Origin of the sequence: uncultured Tenacibaculum sp., from assembly GCF_947504135.1 — a bacterium.
GTDB lineage: Bacteria > Bacteroidota > Bacteroidia > Flavobacteriales > Flavobacteriaceae > Polaribacter.
Genome location: NZ_CANNGG010000002.1, coordinates 70,039 through 88,134, shown reverse-complemented (window position 1 = coordinate 88,134; position 18,096 = coordinate 70,039). Strand labels below are relative to the sequence as shown.

Annotated in this window: 18 protein-coding genes and 1 tRNA gene; 10 read left to right on the top strand and 9 right to left on the bottom strand. The window is 32.1% G+C overall.

Annotated features, from left to right (window positions below):
• Positions 1 to 23 precede the first annotated feature (23 nt).
• Positions 24 to 2,441, top strand: coding sequence for a heavy metal translocating P-type ATPase (locus tag Q0663_RS03785; RefSeq protein ID WP_299006592.1), 2,418 nt, complete (start codon positions 24 to 26; stop codon positions 2,439 to 2,441).
• Between the two features lie 119 nt (positions 2,442 to 2,560).
• A complete protein-coding gene (locus Q0663_RS03780; protein WP_299006588.1) occupies positions 2,561 to 2,782 on the top strand; it encodes a heavy-metal-associated domain-containing protein in 222 nt (73 codons plus the stop codon).
• 177 nt (positions 2,783 to 2,959) lie between these two features.
• On the opposite strand, the gene trxB is transcribed toward Q0663_RS03780, so the two are convergent.
• The gene (trxB, locus tag Q0663_RS03775) at positions 2,960 to 3,898 is read right to left on the bottom strand and encodes a thioredoxin-disulfide reductase (protein WP_299006583.1); all 939 of its coding nucleotides are present in this window, start codon (positions 3,896 to 3,898) and stop codon (positions 2,960 to 2,962) included.
• Positions 3,899 to 4,062: 164 nt separating this feature from the next.
• Between trxB and Q0663_RS03770 the strand changes: the two genes are divergently transcribed.
• Positions 4,063 to 4,137: transfer RNA gene (locus Q0663_RS03770), tRNA-Pro, on the top strand.
• Between the two features lie 319 nt (positions 4,138 to 4,456).
• Here the strand turns inward: Q0663_RS03770 and Q0663_RS03765 are convergent.
• The 6 genes from Q0663_RS03765 to Q0663_RS03740 form a co-directional block, all read right to left on the bottom strand.
• Complete coding sequence (locus Q0663_RS03765) at positions 4,457 to 4,837, bottom strand: hypothetical protein (protein WP_299006580.1); 381 nt, start codon at positions 4,835 to 4,837, stop codon at positions 4,457 to 4,459.
• A 15-nt stretch (positions 4,838 to 4,852) separates the two neighbouring features.
• Positions 4,853 to 5,272, bottom strand: coding sequence for a GreA/GreB family elongation factor (locus Q0663_RS03760; RefSeq protein ID WP_299006578.1), 420 nt, complete (start codon positions 5,270 to 5,272; stop codon positions 4,853 to 4,855).
• Positions 5,273 to 5,284: 12 nt separating this feature from the next.
• A complete protein-coding gene (locus tag Q0663_RS03755; protein WP_299008056.1) occupies positions 5,285 to 6,586 on the bottom strand; it encodes a Glu/Leu/Phe/Val dehydrogenase in 1,302 nt (433 codons plus the stop codon).
• A gap of 140 nt (positions 6,587 to 6,726) precedes the next feature.
• Complete coding sequence (locus Q0663_RS03750; RefSeq protein ID WP_299006576.1) at positions 6,727 to 6,966, bottom strand: hypothetical protein; 240 nt, start codon at positions 6,964 to 6,966, stop codon at positions 6,727 to 6,729.
• 118 nt (positions 6,967 to 7,084) lie between these two features.
• A complete protein-coding gene (locus tag Q0663_RS03745) occupies positions 7,085 to 8,410 on the bottom strand; it encodes a sigma-54 dependent transcriptional regulator (RefSeq protein WP_299006574.1) in 1,326 nt (441 codons plus the stop codon).
• Positions 8,411 to 8,415: 5 nt separating this feature from the next.
• Positions 8,416 to 9,513: a HAMP domain-containing sensor histidine kinase gene (locus Q0663_RS03740; RefSeq protein ID WP_299006572.1), complete on the bottom strand. Its 1,098-nt coding sequence runs from the start codon at positions 9,511 to 9,513 to the stop codon at positions 8,416 to 8,418.
• A gap of 152 nt (positions 9,514 to 9,665) precedes the next feature.
• Between Q0663_RS03740 and Q0663_RS03735 the strand changes: the two genes are divergently transcribed.
• The 3 genes from Q0663_RS03735 (at position 9,666) to Q0663_RS03725 (ending at position 11,444) form a co-directional block, all read left to right on the top strand.
• On the top strand, positions 9,666 to 10,277 hold the full coding sequence (locus Q0663_RS03735) for a DUF4230 domain-containing protein (protein ID WP_299006569.1): 612 nt from the start codon (positions 9,666 to 9,668) through the stop codon (positions 10,275 to 10,277).
• A gap of 247 nt (positions 10,278 to 10,524) precedes the next feature.
• Positions 10,525 to 10,890 (top strand): MmcQ/YjbR family DNA-binding protein, encoded by a 366-nt coding sequence (locus Q0663_RS03730; RefSeq protein ID WP_299006566.1) that lies wholly within the window; start codon positions 10,525 to 10,527, stop codon positions 10,888 to 10,890.
• 5 nt (positions 10,891 to 10,895) lie between these two features.
• On the top strand, positions 10,896 to 11,444 hold the full coding sequence (locus Q0663_RS03725) for a 5-formyltetrahydrofolate cyclo-ligase (protein ID WP_299006564.1): 549 nt from the start codon (positions 10,896 to 10,898) through the stop codon (positions 11,442 to 11,444).
• Between the two features lie 47 nt (positions 11,445 to 11,491).
• Here Q0663_RS03725 and rho read toward each other — a convergent pair whose 3' ends face one another.
• Positions 11,492 to 13,105, bottom strand: a complete 1,614-nt coding sequence (gene rho, locus Q0663_RS03720; RefSeq protein WP_299006561.1) for a transcription termination factor Rho — start codon at positions 13,103 to 13,105, stop codon at positions 11,492 to 11,494.
• 201 nt (positions 13,106 to 13,306) lie between these two features.
• Here rho and Q0663_RS03715 point away from each other — a divergent pair, with 201 nt between their 5' ends.
• The 4 genes from Q0663_RS03715 (at position 13,307) to Q0663_RS03700 (ending at position 17,354) form a co-directional block, all read left to right on the top strand.
• The gene (locus Q0663_RS03715; protein ID WP_299006558.1) at positions 13,307 to 13,744 is read left to right on the top strand and encodes a DUF4293 domain-containing protein; all 438 of its coding nucleotides are present in this window, start codon (positions 13,307 to 13,309) and stop codon (positions 13,742 to 13,744) included.
• Between the two features lie 217 nt (positions 13,745 to 13,961).
• A complete protein-coding gene (locus Q0663_RS03710; RefSeq protein WP_299000160.1) occupies positions 13,962 to 14,615 on the top strand; it encodes a response regulator transcription factor in 654 nt (217 codons plus the stop codon).
• A gap of 264 nt (positions 14,616 to 14,879) precedes the next feature.
• Positions 14,880 to 15,557 carry a hypothetical protein gene (locus Q0663_RS03705; protein WP_299006555.1) on the top strand — a complete coding sequence of 226 codons (678 nt, stop codon included), beginning with the start codon at positions 14,880 to 14,882 and terminating at the stop codon, positions 15,555 to 15,557.
• A gap of 96 nt (positions 15,558 to 15,653) precedes the next feature.
• Complete coding sequence (locus tag Q0663_RS03700) at positions 15,654 to 17,354, top strand: tetratricopeptide repeat-containing sensor histidine kinase (protein ID WP_299006552.1); 1,701 nt, start codon at positions 15,654 to 15,656, stop codon at positions 17,352 to 17,354.
• On the opposite strand, the gene Q0663_RS03695 is transcribed toward Q0663_RS03700, so the two are convergent.
• Positions 17,337 to 17,834 (bottom strand): metallophosphoesterase family protein, encoded by a 498-nt coding sequence (locus Q0663_RS03695; protein WP_299006549.1) that lies wholly within the window; start codon positions 17,832 to 17,834, stop codon positions 17,337 to 17,339. The genes Q0663_RS03700 and Q0663_RS03695 overlap by 18 nt on opposite strands.
• Between the last annotated feature and the right edge of the window lie 262 nt (positions 17,835 to 18,096).

Here is an 18,096-nt window from a genome sequence, read left to right as displayed (position 1 = left end):
TTGTACAATTAATACAGTAAAAAATGGCAACAAATAACAATAAAGATATCATTTACCTACCTCTAGAAGGTGTGGAAAGTGAACACTGTGCTTTAATCGTTGAAAAAGGATTAGCACAGGTTGAGGGGATTGAAACCCATAAAGTAGAACTAAACAACCAAAGAGCTGCTATTACGGTTGCTAACGAAGAAGTTCTTGCAAACGCCGTTACCGCTATAAAAGATTTGGGCTACGGTGTAACCACTGTTAAAAAAGTATTTCCAGTATTGGGTATGACTTGTGCCTCATGTGCAGGAAGTGCCGAAAGTATTGTTAGCTACGAACCAGGTGTCGTAAATGCCTCAGTAAATTTTGCTAGTGGAAATTTAACGGTAGAATATCTTCCAAACATGATTAATGCTACAAAATTGCAAAAAGCAGTACAAGGTGCGGGTTATGATTTGTTAATTGAAGACGAAACCAAACAACAAGAAACCCTCGAAGCTATTCATGAAAAGAAGTTCAAGCAACTAAAAACCAAAACCACATGGTCGGTATTACTTTCGTTGCCTGTAGTTGTTATTGGTATGTTTTTTATGAATACGCCTTACGCTAACCCTATTATGTGGGCCTTCTCTACCCCCGTATTATTATGGTTTGGAAAAGACTTTTTTATCAATGCATGGAAGCAAGCCAAACATCGTTCTGCAAATATGGACACTTTGGTCGCTTTAAGTACAGGTATAGCGTATATATTTAGTGTATTCAATATGTTATTTCCTAAGTTTTGGGAATCTAGAGGATTAGAAGCACATGTATATTTTGAGGCAGCTGCGGTTATTATCGCATTTATTCTGTTAGGAAAACTATTAGAAGAAAAAGCCAAAGGAAACACCTCATCTGCCATTAAAAAATTGATGGGCTTACAACCTAAAACGGTGGTTGTGATACAACCTGACGGAACGGAAAAGCAAACTGCTATTGAAGAAGTGAACGTAAATAATACTATTCTTGTTAAACCAGGAGAAAAAATTGCGGTAGACGGTATAGTTACCTCAGGAAGCTCGTATGTAGATGAAAGCATGTTAAGTGGCGAACCTGTTCCAGTACTAAAAGAAGAAAATGAAAAAGTATTTGCAGGAACCATCAATCAAAAAGGAAGTTTCCAATTCAAAGCCATTAAGGTTGGAAAAGAAACCATGTTGGCTCAAATTATTAAAATGGTACAAGATGCACAAGGTAGTAAAGCTCCTGTACAGAAATTGGTTGATAAAATTGCAGGTATTTTCGTTCCTGTGGTAATGACTATTGCTGTTATTACATTTATTATATGGTTTATTTTAGGGGGTGATAACGGATTGGTTCAGGGATTGTTAGCTGCTATCACCGTACTGGTTATTGCATGCCCTTGTGCTTTAGGACTTGCTACTCCTACCGCTATTATGGTGGGTGTTGGTAAAGGTGCCGAAAATGGTATTTTAATTAAAGATGCTGAAAGCCTTGAATCGGCTAAAAAAGTAAACGCTATTATTTTAGATAAAACAGGAACTATTACCGAGGGAAAACCTGAAGTTACAGGTATATCTTGGCTACGTAATGATGACACCGCTAAGAACATACTTTTAAGTATCGAGAAAAAATCTGAACATCCATTAGCAGAAGCTGTTGTAAAGTTTTTAGGAGATACTGCCACTACCCCACTAACAAATTTCAACAGTATTACGGGCAAGGGTGCTAAGGCTGATTATAACGGAGAAACCTTTTTTGTGGGTAATAAAAAGTTGTTGGCTGAAAATAAGGTTACCATAGCGGAAGAACTTTTAAAACAAGCAGACGAATGGAGTAAACAGGCTAAAACCGTTATTTGGTTTGCTAATAGTAAAGAAGCACTTTCTGTACTTGCTATTTCAGACAAAATAAAAGAAACCTCTGTACAAGCTATTAAAGAGTTACAGGCTATGGATATTGATTTATACATGCTTACGGGTGACAACGAAGCTACCGCGAAATCTATTGCTAAAGAAACAGGTATTCAACATTACAAAGCTGAAGTATTACCACAACACAAAGCTGATTTTGTAAAAGAGTTACAGCAACAAGGAAAAACCGTTGCTATGGTGGGTGATGGTATTAACGACAGTACTGCCCTAGCTACTGCCGATGTAAGTATTGCCATGGGAAAAGGTAGTGATATTGCAATGGATGTTGCTAAAATGACCATTATATCATCTGACCTAAATAAAATACCACAAGCTATAAAGCTTTCAAAACAAACGGTAGCTACCATTAAACAAAACCTGTTTTGGGCATTTATTTACAACCTTATTGGTATTCCTATTGCAGCTGGTATTTTATATCCATTTAATGGTTTCTTATTAAACCCTATGATTGCTGGTGCAGCTATGGCTATGAGTAGTGTTAGTGTAGTTACCAATAGCTTACGTTTAAAATGGAAAAAGTAAAATCTAACTTAGTGATTAAATCTGTAAATCTCACAAATCAATCTTAAAATTGTACAACAACAAACAACGGTGTTGTGCTGAAATTTGCAGTATTCAATAACAAATAAATTTTTAATCTCATGGAAAATAATAAAGAATTAAAATTCAAAACAAACCTTAACTGTGGAGGGTGTGTATCAAAAGTACAAGCTGATTTAGACAGTGCTGAAGGTATTTACCATTGGAATGTAGATACTAATTTAGAGGATAAAATTCTTACCGTAAGCTCTAAAGGAATTACTACGGATGAAGTAATTGCTATTGTAAAAAGTAAAGGTTTTAAAGCAGAACCTTTAGTATAAAAAGCAAGAATATAGTTTATTTACAAAATAGGACCCAAAGGAGAATTTAAAGTTTCTAAAACCATAAAACTATCTGTTGAAAAGAATAGATCACGTTAAAAATGAACATGATTTTCATCCATAAAAAAAGAGCTCTTAAAAATTTAAGAGCTCTTTTTTATTTTTTTGTTTTAAGGCTTATGCTAACGCACCTAAATAACGTTCTGCATCTAACGCTGCCATACATCCTGTACCAGCTGCTGTTACTGCTTGACGGTATTCTTTATCTTGTACATCACCTGCTGCAAAAACTCCTGGTAAATTAGTTTTTGTAGACTTTCCTTTGGTGATTAAATAACCTGTTTCATCCATATCCAACACTCCTTTAAATAATTCAGTGTTAGGTTTGTGTCCGATAGCAACAAACACTCCTGTTACAGGAATTTCTGTTTTCTCTCCTGTTTCATTGTTTACAGCACGAACACCTTCAACAACATTCTCTCCTAAAACTTCATCTATTTCAGTATTGTACATTACTGTAATATTTTCTGTTTTATTCACACGGTGTTGCATTGCCTTAGAAGCACGCATATAATCTTTACGAACTAACATAGTTACTTTACTACAAATGTTCGCTAAATACGTTGCCTCTTCAGCAGCGGTATCTCCTGCTCCTACAACCACAACTTCTTGTCCTTTATAAAAGAATCCGTCACAAGTAGCACAAGCTGAAACTCCACCACCTATTAAACGTTGTTCACTTTCTAATCCTAAATATTTAGCAGTAGCTCCTGTAGAGATAATTACTGTTTGCGCTTCTATCTCTGTTGAGTCATCTACGATTACTTTGTGAACTCCTCCTTCTTCTTCAGAAAATTCAACTTTAGTAACCATTCCAAAACGAACATCAGTTCCAAAACGCTCTGCTTGACTTTTTAAATCTTCCATCATTGCTGTACCATCAGTTCCTTTTGGATATCCTGGAAAATTATCAACCTCAGTAGTTGTTGTTAACTGCCCTCCCATTTGCATTCCTGTGTACATAACTGGTTTCATATCTGCTCTTGCTGCATAAATTGCCGCTGTATATCCTGCAGGACCAGATCCAATAATCAAACATTTAATTTTTTCTGCCATTATCTTAAAATTTTGAAGTTACAAATGTAATTTTTTTTTACTTCTATTATCTTCTTTTAAATATATTTTAACTATCGTTTTATAAGGTCAGGTTATTTGACAAAAAAATCATTTTTTTATTTGTAGTTTACTTTTTTTTTCTACATTTGCAGTCCCAATTAACACGGGGTGTAGCGTAGCCCGGTCATCGCGCCTGCTTTGGGAGCAGGAGGTCGCAGGTTCGAATCCTGCCACCCCGACAAACAAAAACCTGTTAATCTTTCGATTAATAGGTTTTTTTTATTTTAATATTGTTTTACTCAATCACTATTAATTTCCTTCAAAACCATAAACTTCCTATTTTATAAAAATACTTCTAAAGAACCACTGTACCAAAAACAGTTAGCTTGTTTTTAGTGCATTTTCATCTACTTAGTATGCATGAATTATAATTAAAAAGTTAAACTTACTGTATTTATCAATAAAATAAGTCTCTTAAAAAACAGAAACCTTGGGATTCTCATCCCAAGGTTTATCAACTAAATCTACTAATCTAACAAACTTGCTTTCACAAGTATGTTATTCTTTTCTTAGAGCCTCTTCAAACAACTTATCTTTTAATTGTTGGTAAGCCCCTAAATTATCTTTATAATTTTCTCGTAATCTATCATACTCTCCTAAATACGCCATATCACATTGAATGTCATCACACTCTGCAACATTAGTATATGCAATTGAATATGGTAGTACTTTTTCGTAAAGCGCTTTGTTTAATTTTTTTCTTTCAGAGAAAAGCTCTTGTATTCCTGTTGGGATCCGCTCTTCTCCTAAAGAGTTAGCATATAAACTTAAAAGGTTATCAATCTCTTTATCTATATACTGTAATTGCTCTACCCACCCTTTTAGTTCTACATGATTGTACTTATGTACTACATCTATATCGCTATTATTAAGTGTCATAACTTTTATAGTATTTTAAATTAAGGAATTGAGGTTTTCACTTCCTACTTCTTGAGTTACCCTTAAAATTTTAACTTCCTTATTTCCTCCTGGAAACTCCCAATGAACAACATCGTTTAATGCATATCCAAACAAGGCTATTCCTATTGGAGTTAATATAGAAACCTTATTATTTTTTAAGTCTTTCTCTGTTGGTTTTACAATCTGTATGGTTTTTTCCCAAACATCACCAGAAGCTACAGTAACCGTACTGTTTAAGCGTACTACATCATCTAACATTTCTTCTTCATCTAAAATGATTGCTGTTTTTAATTCTTCAGCAAACTTTAACAATGATTTTTGAACTTGATGACCTTCAGAATGCTCCGAAACATTCAGCAAACTTTTAATATATACGTACTCTTTTTTTTCTAAAATTAAACTTCCGTGCTTCATTTGTGATACTCTTTATGGGAAAATTCCACGTTGAACATAAGCCTTTTCTATTCGCTGAATAGCTATACAATATGCAGCTTTACGCATATCTATTCCTTCTAACTTAGCGTAATCAGAAACTTTTGTATATGACTCTTTTAACTTTTTATCTAGCCTTTGAATTACTTCTTCCATATCCCATAACTCACCGTTACGGTTTTGAAGCCATTCAAAATAACTTGTAATAACTCCTCCTGAATTACATAAAATGTCTGGAATAATTGTTACTCCATTTTCTAACAAAATTTTCTCTCCTTCGACATTTGTTGGACCATTTGCTCCTTCAGCTATTAATTTAGCTTTTACTAAGTGAGCATTCTTTTCGGTTATTTGGTTTCCTAAAGCTGCTGGGATACAGATATCACAATCAAGCGCAAAGAAATCTTCTTTTTCCATACCCTCTGACTCTGGGTAACCAACTAAACTTCTATTATTAGCTATTGTATAGTTGAAAAGGTCTTCTACTTTAATTCCATTAGCATTCTTAATACTTCCATAAGCATCTTGAACTCCTACCATTTTAGCTCCTTCTTGCTCTAAGAAATATGCTGCCCAGTATCCTACGTTTCCAAATCCTTGAACGATAAAAGTTTTACCTTCTAAAGTTTCGTTATTTTCTTCTATCCAAAACTTAATTGTTAAGAAAACACCGTAACCTGTAGCTCTATCTCTTCCTTCAAGACCTCCACTACCAATTGGTTTCCCTGTAACTACGTGTTGGTTCTTAGAACGCTCAGCAGGAGCCTTAGTACTCATATACGTATCAGCCATCCACGCCATTGTTTGAGCGTTTGTATTAACATCTGGAGCAGGAATATCGTGTTCTGGTCCAATGTTATCTCCTAAAGCAAACGTAAAACGTCTAGTGATACGCTCTAACTCATCTTTAGAATATTTGGAAGGATCTAATTGAATACCTCCTTTTCCTCCACCATATGGTAAACCTGCTAATGAAGTTTTCCAAGTCATCCACATAGCTAAAGCTCTAGCTGCATCGATATCTACTGTTGGGTGGTAACGCAAGCCTCCTTTGTAAGGACCTAATGCATTGTTATGCTGTACACGGTAACCTTGAAAAATTTCAACATCTCCGTTATCCATTTTTACAGGAAAGTTAACAATGACTTCGTTATTAGTAATACTTAATATTTTACGAATATTTGGGTGTAACCTTATTTGGTCTGATGCACTATTGAATTGCTCTAGTACATTATCAACCATACCTCTAGCATTCTTAGGCTTCGCTGGTACTTTTAACTCTTTTGTTAATGTCATCTCTTTTGTATTTGAGTTCGACTCTTTGTCTGAAATTTCACTTTTTGTATTATTCATACGTCCATAATTTAGTAAGTCTGTTTTTTGAGGCTGCAAAAGTAAAAACTGTTACTGAGTCTTTAACTTTATTATTTTGTTTTTTACACAAATTCTACCTCTTGTTTTTCAGTCTCTACTTCCTTTTGAACATCTTCATTACACTTTACCTCATTATATTCACTACATGACCAAACTTTTTCTTTTGATTTAGTCAACACACATGTACTTAAATACGCACATGATGGACAAATATTGAAAGGGTTTGCATTCATAAAATTGCTACGTTTTATTTCTATTCCATTAAAGGCAAATGGTGTGCCGTTAAATGTGCCAAAAAACATAAAAACGCAAAAAACCCTTTGTTTTAAAGGGCTTGGGATATTTAATGAAATTTATTGTAAAATTTATAGTGGGTAGTTTTTCCTCAGGTGAGTAAAAAAGCCCCAAGGAATCAGCTTCTCATTCTTTGAGTTTTTCTCGTAAAGTTTTACGATCTATTTGAAGAATTTTTGCGGCTTGGGTTTTATTATTATTAGTTGCGTTTAAAACATTTTGTATATGGCGCTTTTCCATCTCTTTTAAGGAGATTAATCCTTCTTCTGAAAAATTGACATTATATTTTAATGAATCTGGTAAATGCTCAACCTCAACTACTCTATCACACATAATCACAGCACGTTGTATAATATTTTCCAGCTCTCTAATATTTCCTGGCCAATCATAACGCATTAAAATAGCTAAAGCTTTCGGACTCATCTTTACAAACCTATCTTTATACTCAACTCCGTATTTAAAAAGAAACTTTTCAGCCAACATTGAAATGTCTTCTTTTCGCTCTCTTAATGGTGGTACTTCTATTTCAACTACTGTTAGTCTGTAAAACAAGTCTTCCCTGAAAGAACCTTCTTGTATCATTTCTTTCAAATTATTATTTGTTGCTGCAATAATTCTAACATCAACTTTTTCTGCTTTTTGCGCTCCTACTTTTACTACTTCTTTTTCTTGAAGTGCTCTTAACAATTTAGCTTGCACGTTTAACGAGGCATTTCCTATTTCATCTAAAAAAATAGTTCCTCCATTCGCAGCCTGAAAAAATCCTTCTCTATTTTTATCTGCTCCCGTAAAAGCACCTTTTACATATCCGAACAATTCAGACTCCAACAGGTTTTCTGGAATGGCTCCACAGTTTACAGCTATGTAGGGTTCTTTTGAAAACTTTCCTTCATAATGTATCGCACGTGCCACCAACTCTTTTCCCGTTCCACTTTCTCCTTTAATAGAAACGGTTGCTTTGTTATTTTTAACACGATCGATAATCTGAAATATTTCATTAATCTTTTCAGAAGCCCCTATCATGTCTCCATAAAATTCTTTATGCTCCTTTTTTTGAGTAGTAGAACCTTGGGTAATTTTCGACTTTTTTAAGGCATCGTCCATCGCTTCTTTTAACTCACTTTTCATAAAAGGCTTAGTTAAATAAGCTACCACTCCAGATTTAATCGCTTCAAGAGAGTCTTGTACAGAAGGATACCCTGTTACAATAAGTTTAGGCAATTTCGGATAATGCTCAGAAACAAACTTTACAAGTTCAAAACCATCAACCTCGGGCATTTTTAAATCGGTAATCAATAAATCTATTGATGTATCCCTTAAAATTGCTACTGCTTCTTTTACAGAAACCGCTTTATAGGTATGATAGTTCCAAGATTGTAAATGCCTGTGCAACAATTCTAAAATATGAACGTCATCATCTACTATCAGTATATTTTCTTTTTTTAGTTGCATTTCTTCTATTTTGGTAACCTTACTTCAAAGATAGCACCTTTTTCGCTGCCATTTTTAGCTGTTATCGTTCCTTTATGACTCGATACAATTCCGTGCACAACACTTAGCCCTAAACCAGTACCTTCTCCTGTCGGTTTGGTGGTAAAGAAAGGCTGAAATACTTTTTCGAGAGCTTCTGCCGTAAGTCCTTTTCCTTCATCAGAAATTCTAAGAACTACTTCATTATCCGTTTGAAAAGTTTCGATTATAACTAATCCGTTTTTAGGAGAAAAATAAATTGCATTAATCGTAAGATTGAAAATTATTTGTGTTAACTGAACGGTATCAGCCCTCAACAACAACTCTTCATCTTCAACTTTTACAATATACTTTACCTCATGTTTTCTAAAAGTAGCGTCTAATAAATCTATAGCGCTTTTTATACTAGGAACAATGTTTACTTGCTTCATTTCATTAGGCATTTCGCAAGCAAAGTACATTAACTTTTTAACCACCTCTCTTGAAAAAATAGCACTTTGAATAATTTTTTCTACATCTTGAAGTGCCTTGTTATTTTCTTTTAAATCTGCCTTTAATAATTCTGAAAAACCTAAAATATTAGCTAACGGAGTATTCAATTCATGAGCTATACCTGCAGTTAATTCTCCCAAAATAGACAATCGATCTGCGTGTTCCATCTTACGCCTCATCGACAGTTCATTCTTCTTTATTTCTATTCGCTCTAAAAGTCCACCAATTTTTATGGCTACAGTATCAAACAACTCTTGTTCTTCTTTTAAATATAAATTTTCTTTTAGTTCTACTCCCTCTATATGTGCTTCAATTTTACCTTTTTGTAAATTAAACACAGGGATAGCACTCGAAATTATACAAACACTATTCTTTATCGATTTATTTTCTATTATATTTCCTTCTATTTCAATAACTACTTCGGTGTTTTTAGGAAATTGAAGCGCCTTTTTTAAACTATAGGCAATTGCTTTTAAAGTAACATCTATCTGCTCAAGATCTGCATTTATTATTAAAGAAGTCACCTTGTAAAGGCATGTTAGCTCTTTAATACGTTCTTGTAATTCTGCTTCGGTGTTGCTTGATACTTTCATCAATTTAATACGATTTTGTTACAGTGAAGATAACTGAAATAATAACAGCATAAAAATACAAAATAACTCTCCTTTGCTCACTTTCCTCCTAAAAAACTCCTACAGCATATATTCTCTTTTATGCTTTACCTATTTTACGTAAATTCGTGTTTATGGAATTACTTTTTTTAGGATTAGCAGGAGGTGCTATTATATCCTATTACATTTTTAATAAGTTTACAACAGTTAAAAGAAAAAATTTAACTGAAAAACAATCGGTGGTACTGCTAGATAAGATTAAAAAAGTATCTAAACTAATTACGGTTGAAGGAGAATTTGCTGAGATTTATCATCACGAAAACACCAAAGAAAAGTTTTTAGGATTAGTTTCTAGTAAGAAGAAAGCTATTATTTTAATTAATGCCAAGGTACATATCGGTTTTGATTTTAGAAAAATTAAAATGCATACAGATACGAAGAAAAAAGTATTAATTCTTTCTGAATTTCCACAACCTGAAGTTTTTTCAATAGAACCGAATTTACGTTTTTACGATATTCAAAATGGATTACTTAACAAGTTTAGTTCAGAAGATTTAACCGAAGTAAACAAAGAAGCTAGAGAACATATTCTTCAAAAAATTCCTGAAAGTAACCTAATGCAAACCGCCAATAAAGAAGCTTTAGAAGCCGTTACTTTAATGCAAAACTTAGTCGAAACCATTGGATGGAAACTAGATTATTCTGCTTTAGAAATTTCTGAAACAACTCAAAAACATATTGAATAAAGAGAAATAATGGAAAATCTTCATAAGACATTTAAGCTATTGATAATTTCAGCTTTTTCTTTCTTTCTATATTATTACATAGACAATCATGATTCTTTAGAATTACTTCAAGAAAAATTAGACAAGTCTTTAAAAACCCGTGGATTTTATTTTTTTATACTAATAAATCTTATTAAATACTTTTTCTTACTACTTAGTATCATGTCTATTATTTTCCTAGCTTTTACTTCCTATAAAAATAAAAAGAATGAATATTGAAGAATTACGCAATTACTGTATCAATAAAAAAGGAGTAACCGAACATTTCCCTTTTGATGAAATTACCTTGGTTTTTAAAGTGATGGGGAAAATGTTTGCCTTGGTTGGTCTAGATAGTTGGGAACAAAATGAGACAAAAATCAACTTAAAATGTGATCCTGAACGTGCCCAAGAATTGCGTGCTGAATATGAAAGTATCAATCCAGGATTTCACATGAGTAAAGTACATTGGAATACGGTTACTTTAAACCATGATGTTTCTGATTCTTTCGCTTTTGAACTGATTGATCATTCTTATGATCTTGTCGTAAAAGGATTAACTAAAAAATTACAAGAAGAATTAAAATCGATGTAATAAATATGCTTAAATCTGAACTTAGAAAATTATACAAGCAAAAAAGAAATGCGCTAACCGAAGTAGAAAAAAAACAACTACAAGAAAGTATTTATCAGCAGGTTTTTGATTTACAAACTGACACAATTAATACTATTCATTTGTTTTTATCTATGCGAAAGTTTAATGAAATAGACACGAAGCCTATCATTGTTTTTTTTAGAGATAAAGAAATAAGGGTTATTGTAAGCCGATGTAATTTTGAAGACGATACTCTTTCACATTTCTATTTTGAAAAAGACACTAAACTTGAACTCAACAAATTTGGTGTTCCAGAACCTATAAATGCAGAAGAAGCTAATGTAAAAGATATCGATTTAGTTTTTGTCCCTATGCTAATTTCTGATGAGCAAAATTATCGAGTTGGCTACGGAAAAGGCTTTTATGATCGATTTTTATCTGAATGTAGAGAAGATACTCGCACCATTGGACTTAACTTCTTTCCCCCTATCAAAAAGATAGAAGGTACTCATAAGTTTGATGTTCCACTGGACTTTGTGATATATCCAAAATAAAAAAGTCCTGCTGAGAGCAGGACTTTTTTATTTTATATAACTAACGATTATCCATTCATTGAAATAAGGAACTCCTCGTTATTTAAAGATCTTTTAATTCTGTCTTGAATAAACTCCATTGCTTCTATAGGGTTCATATCAGCTAAATACTTACGTAATACCCACATACGTTGTACAGTCTTTTCATCTAATAATAAATCATCTCGACGTGTACTCGACTTAATTAAGTCAATTGCAGGATAAATTCTACGGTTGGCAATATTACGCTCTAATTGCAACTCCATGTTACCTGTTCCTTTAAATTCTTCAAAGATTACCTCATCCATTTTTGAACCTGTTTCAGTAAGTGCAGTAGCGATAATAGTTAACGAACCACCATTTTCAATGTTACGAGCTGCTCCAAAGAAACGTTTTGGTTTATGTAATGCATTGGCATCAATACCCCCTGATAAAATCTTACCAGACGCTGGCGCTACCGTATTATATGCTCTTGCTAAACGCGTAATAGAATCTAATAAAATCACAACATCATGACCACACTCTACTAAACGTTTTGCTTTTTCTAACACAATATTAGCAACACGTACATGTTTATCAGCTGGTTCATCAAAAGTAGAAGCAACTACCTCTCCACGTACACTACGTTGCATATCGGTAACCTCTTCAGGACGTTCATCAATTAATAAAACAATTTGATATACTTCTGGATGATTAGCTGCAATTGCTTTTGCAACATCTTTTAATAATACTGTTTTACCAGTTTTAGGTTGCGCTACAATCATACCACGTTGCCCTTTTCCTATCGGAGAAAACAAATCGATAATCCTAGTAGATAATGAACTTCCTTTTTCTGCTAAATTGAACTTTTCATCAGCAAATAATGGAGTTAAGTGCTCAAAAGAAACACGATCACGTACAATATTTGGGTTTAATCCATTAATTTTTGAAACTCTAATTAATGGGAAGTACTTCTCTCCTTCTTTAGGAGGACGTACATTACCTCTAACTGTATCACCTGTTTTTAATCCAAATAGTTTTATTTGAGATTGTGATACATAAATATCATCAGGTGATGATAAGTAGTTATAATCAGAAGAACGTAAAAAACCATATCCATCAGGCATCATTTCTAAAACACCTTCACTTTCAATAATCCCATCAAACTCAAAATCAGGATCACGGTATTTATTACCACTTTTATGGTGTTGTTTAGATGTATTTTGATTTTGGTGTTGGTTCTTATTACCCTTGTTCCCTCTATTCTGGTTTTTAGCATGTTGTTTTTGAGGTTGCTGCTGCTTTTTGTCCTCATTTGACTGATTTTTAGAATGCTGCTTTTTGTCTTCAACCTTTTTTACAGGCTTACTTGCTACAACCTCAGTCTTCTCTACCCCTTCTTTAGCTTCTACTTTTTTTATAGGCTTATTATCTTGTTTTTGTGGTGAGGGATTAGGAGGGTTTTCAGATTTAGCTATTCTTTTCCTTTTTGGCTTCTCAGCCTTTGGTTTAGCTTCATTAGCACTTGCTTCTGCTTGCGCATCTAAAATTTTGTATACTAAATCTAATTTCTTTAGTTGACTTATCTTGGTTAACCCGATTGTTTTGGCTATTACCTGTAAATCAGCTAATTTTTTAGTTTTTAATTCCGAAATTTCGAACATTCGTTAAATAGTTAAGTTACTTAAAATTCTCTGTGTGTAAAGAATTGGTTTTGTATTAAGTTTTGTTTTGAGTGCTAATTATATAGGGGCTATATAATAATTTCGTGCGGTTACATACAAGGCAAATATATACAAATATTTTAACTTCTAATATTTCTTTTTAAAAAAAGAAGTATTACATTTGCTTCCCGATAAAAAATTATGATACAGAGAATACAATCTATATATCTTTTAGTTGCTGGAATTATTTCAGGAGGGCTGACTTTTTTATTTAGTCTTTGGAATACTTCTCAAGCAAACCCAACTATTTATATTATAGATTTATTTGCAAGTAACTCTTTATTTGAAAAGTTAGTTCCTGTATCTTTCTTTTTCTCAGCGCTTATTTCAATTGTAAGTATCTTTTTGTTTAAAAATCGTAAACTTCAATTTGTAATAAATCGCTTAAACATATTGATAAACCTTTTTTTATTAGGACTATTGATATATTTATCACAAACATTATCTGGAGAAGCTTCAGTTTCTGAGAAAGGTATTGGGATGTTCTTTCCTGTCATTGTTATTTTGCTTTTATTTTTAGCAAATAAAGCCATTAAGAAGGATGAAGATCTTGTAAAATCTGTTGATAGATTACGATAAGCCTAACATCTTAGTATATTTAGTGCGAAAAAACCGAGATTTAAATCTCGGTTTTTTATTTTTGGAGAACCCTGTATTTACTTGACACTTAAATTGAAATGTTAAAGAAATGTTAAAGAAAACTCAGGGTTATCCCTATACACTAAATGAAACAAATAGGGATACTGTGTATTGCACACATTTGTTTTATACTATAGATTTGTAACTGTAAACAACCATGAATTACAAGATTAAAGTTCACATAGCAGATGACCACAAGATATTAATAGACGGAGTCATTGCTTTATTAAATACTGAAGATGACATTGAAGTTGAAGGATACTCTTTAACAGGAAGGCAAGTTATTAATTGGTCCTCAAACAATACAGCCGATGTATTAGTTTTAGACATTAACATGCCTGAAATGGATGGTATAGAAGTTTTAAAAACGTTTAGAAAACGTAATACACAAATTAAAACTATTATACTTTCTAGTTTAAGTGACCCTAAACTTGTGCAAGAAATGATTGCATTAGGAGCTAACGGTTTTGTAGATAAAAGTAGCGCTAATGAACAAATTATTGATGCCATTAAAGTTGTACACAACGGCATACAGTACATTAGCGAAGACATTAAAGAAAAACTATTAGACCTTTATACATCTGACCTCAAAGAAACTAGTGAACCTCAATTTTTACATGGAGATTTAACCGAGCGGGAAATTGCTGTATTAAAATTAATTGCGGAAGAAAAAAGTTCTTATGAGATTGCCGATAAATTAAATGTTAGCTTAAAAACAGTAGAAACATATAGAAGTAATTTATATAAAAAATTAAAAGTAAAAAACGTAGTAGGTTTAGCGATGTATGCTGTGAGAAACAAAATAGTGTAAAGATATTATCAACCCTTCAATTTTCTTTAGTCCCCCAGATTAAGAAGAAGCCCCCCGAGTCTATACATTATCATACATCGTTTAACAACTACACAAAAAAAAGTAGCGATGTACGCGTTATTAAACATAGTATAGAAAACCCCTTCATTTTGTTTTCTTTATCCCCCTAAGAGGTATTAGTCCCCCGTCTCTTAATATCTATCCTAAGTACATCGCTATTTTATAAAATATTAATATAAAATAGTGTAATTTATAAATTTAGTCATGAAAAAAATCACTCCTTATTTCCTAGCTTTAAGTTTAAGTATCTTATTTGCTTCTTGTTCTTCTAACGAAACAGAAGCTATTGAAAGCAATCCAGAAAACTTATTACAATCGTATACTCTTAAAAGAGATGCTACTGGTGCTTACTCTATTGATTTTAACACAACCAACAATACAGATGTAACTACAGTTACTAATGTAGACAATTATAAAGAAATAATTTTAGCTGAAACTCCTCAAAAAACAGCTACTAAACATAGTAATGATTTCTCTATTGAAAACGATCAACTGAAAATCGGCTTCCTTGAGACTAATAGAGGTACAACAACAAAAATCTATGTTGAAGATGATAATATCACCTTAGCAAAAGGAGTCACTGAATTTTTAAACTCTTATAGTATTACGGCAAATGTGGATGGAACATATACAGTAAACTTTACTGTAAACGATAATGTAGCTACAGATTTCAATTATAATGAAGAACTTGAAACTTATGAAGTACATTTGTCAAACGGTACCTCAACTCAGAAAACATTTTCAAGAGAACTAAAAATGCAACCTGATTCAAATGTATTAAAATTAGATTTTGTAAACCATAAGTACTCAAGTAGAACTGAAGAAGCAATAGATACAGAGAGAAAACCGAAATCTATAATCATTGGTGATGCTGTGATTTAAAAATAAATTAACTTTGACTAACTCATGATAAAAGAAAAATTAGTCGCTATAATACTTTTTTATTCCATTTTATCCTTTAGCCAAAAAAAGGATGAAATGGAACTTTTTAATGATTTTAAAAAAACAGAAGAGTTTTTTACCCAAAAAAAATACAGTATTTCACTTGAAAATAGTTTAAATTTGCTTTCGAAATTGGATGCTACAAACCATTCAGAATTATATTTCAGAACATCTTTTTTAATCGGTGATATATTCAGAGAGACTAATGACCATAGAAAAGCAATACTGTACTACAAAAAAGCCTTAGAAAGCTTTAATACTCAAAACAATTTAACAGAAAAAGAAAAAACAAGCTTATCTCCTTCTATCAATAACATTAATTTAAATAAACTTTTATTACGAGTTGGAAGTGAATTTCATATCATTAAAGAAAAAGATAGCGCTATTAATTACTACAAAAAAATACTTAATAGTAACACTCTCAATCAACTTGACTTAACAACTAAAGCTAGTGCTTTTAGTAATTTATCTAACATTTACAGAGAAGATTCTATTTATGACTTAGCTAAAAAATACTCTTACGAGGCAGTAAAAATATACAGAAAAGCAAATAAAAAAGTCTTAGAATCTGCTGCCCTTGGTAACTTGGCTAGTATTCACTTAGAACAAAAGGATTATGAAAAAGCAAAAAAAATTTATTTAGAAAGTCTAGATTTAATAAAAATGGACTCTAGTAGTAGAGCTACGAGATATAAAGAATTTCTTTACTTCAATTTAGCTTATACATTATATCTACAAAAAGACTATAGAGCCTATGATTATCAAGAAAAATCTTATAACATTAAAGATGACTTAAAAGATGTTGAAATAAGGAGAATTGTAGATGAAATTTACACTAGACATGAACTAAATTTAGAAAAAGAAAAAACTGCATTAGTGGAAGAACAACGTAAGTTAGAAGAAGCCCAAGAAGCTAAAACCTCATTACTTTTTGGAGCTCTGAGTTTCTTAGTTTTAATTATTTCTGGAGTAATTATCTACAACTATAAGTTACGTCAAAAAAACCTTCATCTTAAACTATCTGAAAGCAAACTGATTCAGCAACAAAGTATTGAAAAATTAAAATCTGAAGCGCAAATAAAAATATTGAACGCTACTATTGACGGAAAAGAAACCGAACGTAAACTCATAGCCGAAATATTGCATGATAATGTTAGTGCTTTGCTCTCTTCTGCCAACATGCATTTAACAGCAACGAAAAAACAATTTAACGGAGACACTCCTCAAGAAATTGATAAAACTCAAGCAATTATTTCTGAGGCTTCACAAAAAGTAAGAGACTTATCTCACAACTTGGTTTCTTCAATTTTATTAAAGTTCGGATTAGAATATGCGATTAAAGATGTAACTAAAAAATACTCCAACAGCGAACTTAAATTTGATGTTTCTGCTCAAAACATTAATAGATACAATCAAGAATTTGAAATAAAAGTTTTTAACGTTATTCAAGAACTTATTAATAACATTTTAAAGCATAGTAAAGCTCAACATGCCGAAATAATATTAAAAGAGGAAGAGGATCAACTAACTGTTCTCGTTAAAGATGATGGGGTAGGTTTCTCTACCTCATCTTCTTCTTTTTCAGACGGCATTGGCTTAAATCAAATTGAAGCTAGAATTCAAATGATGAATGGGAAATTAACTATTAATTCAAAAGAAAATATTGGTACTTCTATTTATATTTCTGTCCCTATTTTAAAACAACAGAAAAACTTTAAATTAACTTCTGTTAGCTAGTTCAATTATTTCCATATTTTTTATTTCTCCTTTGTCTATTTGAAAACGTAGCATAGTTCTAACCTTATGAAAACCATGTTTCCCTGCTGCTCCAGGATTCAAATGAAGCAAGTTCAATTTCTTATCATACTGAACTTTTAAAATATGTGAATGTCCACAAATAAATAATTTAGGAGGATTTCTATTTAACTCTTCCCTAACTCGTTGATTGTATTTATTCGGATAACCTCCAATATGAGTAATCCAAACTGATACTCCTTCTACTAAAAACCTATTATCTAGCGGAAACTCAGCCCTGGCTTTATTATCATCAATATTTCCATAAACTGCCCTTAGTGGTTTAACATCTTTTATCATATCAGTAACGTGCAAATCGCCAATATCACCTGCATGCCAAACTTCATCCGCTTGCTTTACAAATTTTAAAATTTGATCATCAATAAAACTATGCGTATCTGAAAGGAGCAAAATTTTCTTCATCAAGACAAAACTAATGATTTATAAACTAAAAAAAATCCATAATTAAACATTATGGATTTTTTAAAATAAGGGGTAATTAATGAAAGGGGAATTCACTATTATTTCAATATGAAACTGAAGGGGAATTCTTTGTTTTATACTTTTTCAAAGGCAGCAAAAATAACATATACCCCTTAACAAACTCTTTACATATGTTAATAAAACTCAAAACGTATTATTTAAGTTACTCTTTACAACATTTCATTTTAGAATTTCATAATTT

Excerpts from the sequence above, each read along its gene's own strand:
- rho (WP_299006561.1), bottom strand. The coding sequence starts at position 13,105 with ATGTTCGAAATTTCGGAATTAAAAACTAAAAAATTAGCTGATTTACAG.
- Q0663_RS03780 (WP_299006588.1), top strand. The coding sequence starts at position 2,561 with ATGGAAAATAATAAAGAATTAAAATTCAAAACAAACCTTAACTGTGGA.
- Q0663_RS03730 (WP_299006566.1), top strand. The coding sequence starts at position 10,525 with ATGAATATTGAAGAATTACGCAATTACTGTATCAATAAAAAAGGAGTA.
- Q0663_RS03695 (WP_299006549.1), bottom strand. The coding sequence starts at position 17,834 with ATGAAGAAAATTTTGCTCCTTTCAGATACGCATAGTTTTATTGATGAT.
- Q0663_RS03705 (WP_299006555.1), top strand. The coding sequence starts at position 14,880 with ATGAAAAAAATCACTCCTTATTTCCTAGCTTTAAGTTTAAGTATCTTA.
- Q0663_RS03735 (WP_299006569.1), top strand. The coding sequence starts at position 9,666 with ATGGAATTACTTTTTTTAGGATTAGCAGGAGGTGCTATTATATCCTAT.
- Q0663_RS03700 (WP_299006552.1), top strand. The coding sequence starts at position 15,654 with ATGGAACTTTTTAATGATTTTAAAAAAACAGAAGAGTTTTTTACCCAA.
- Q0663_RS03745 (WP_299006574.1), bottom strand. The coding sequence starts at position 8,410 with ATGCAACTAAAAAAAGAAAATATACTGATAGTAGATGATGACGTTCAT.
- Q0663_RS03785 (WP_299006592.1), top strand. The coding sequence starts at position 24 with ATGGCAACAAATAACAATAAAGATATCATTTACCTACCTCTAGAAGGT.
- trxB (WP_299006583.1), bottom strand. The coding sequence starts at position 3,898 with ATGGCAGAAAAAATTAAATGTTTGATTATTGGATCTGGTCCTGCAGGA.
- Q0663_RS03725 (WP_299006564.1), top strand. The coding sequence starts at position 10,896 with ATGCTTAAATCTGAACTTAGAAAATTATACAAGCAAAAAAGAAATGCG.
- Q0663_RS03715 (WP_299006558.1), top strand. The coding sequence starts at position 13,307 with ATGATACAGAGAATACAATCTATATATCTTTTAGTTGCTGGAATTATT.
- Q0663_RS03710 (WP_299000160.1), top strand. The coding sequence starts at position 13,962 with ATGAATTACAAGATTAAAGTTCACATAGCAGATGACCACAAGATATTA.
- Q0663_RS03765 (WP_299006580.1), bottom strand. The coding sequence starts at position 4,837 with ATGACACTTAATAATAGCGATATAGATGTAGTACATAAGTACAATCAT.
- Q0663_RS03750 (WP_299006576.1), bottom strand. The coding sequence starts at position 6,966 with ATGTTTTTTGGCACATTTAACGGCACACCATTTGCCTTTAATGGAATA.
- Q0663_RS03740 (WP_299006572.1), bottom strand. The coding sequence starts at position 9,513 with ATGAAAGTATCAAGCAACACCGAAGCAGAATTACAAGAACGTATTAAA.
- Q0663_RS03755 (WP_299008056.1), bottom strand. The coding sequence starts at position 6,586 with ATGACATTAACAAAAGAGTTAAAAGTACCAGCGAAGCCTAAGAATGCT.
- Q0663_RS03760 (WP_299006578.1), bottom strand. The coding sequence starts at position 5,272 with ATGAAGCACGGAAGTTTAATTTTAGAAAAAAAAGAGTACGTATATATT.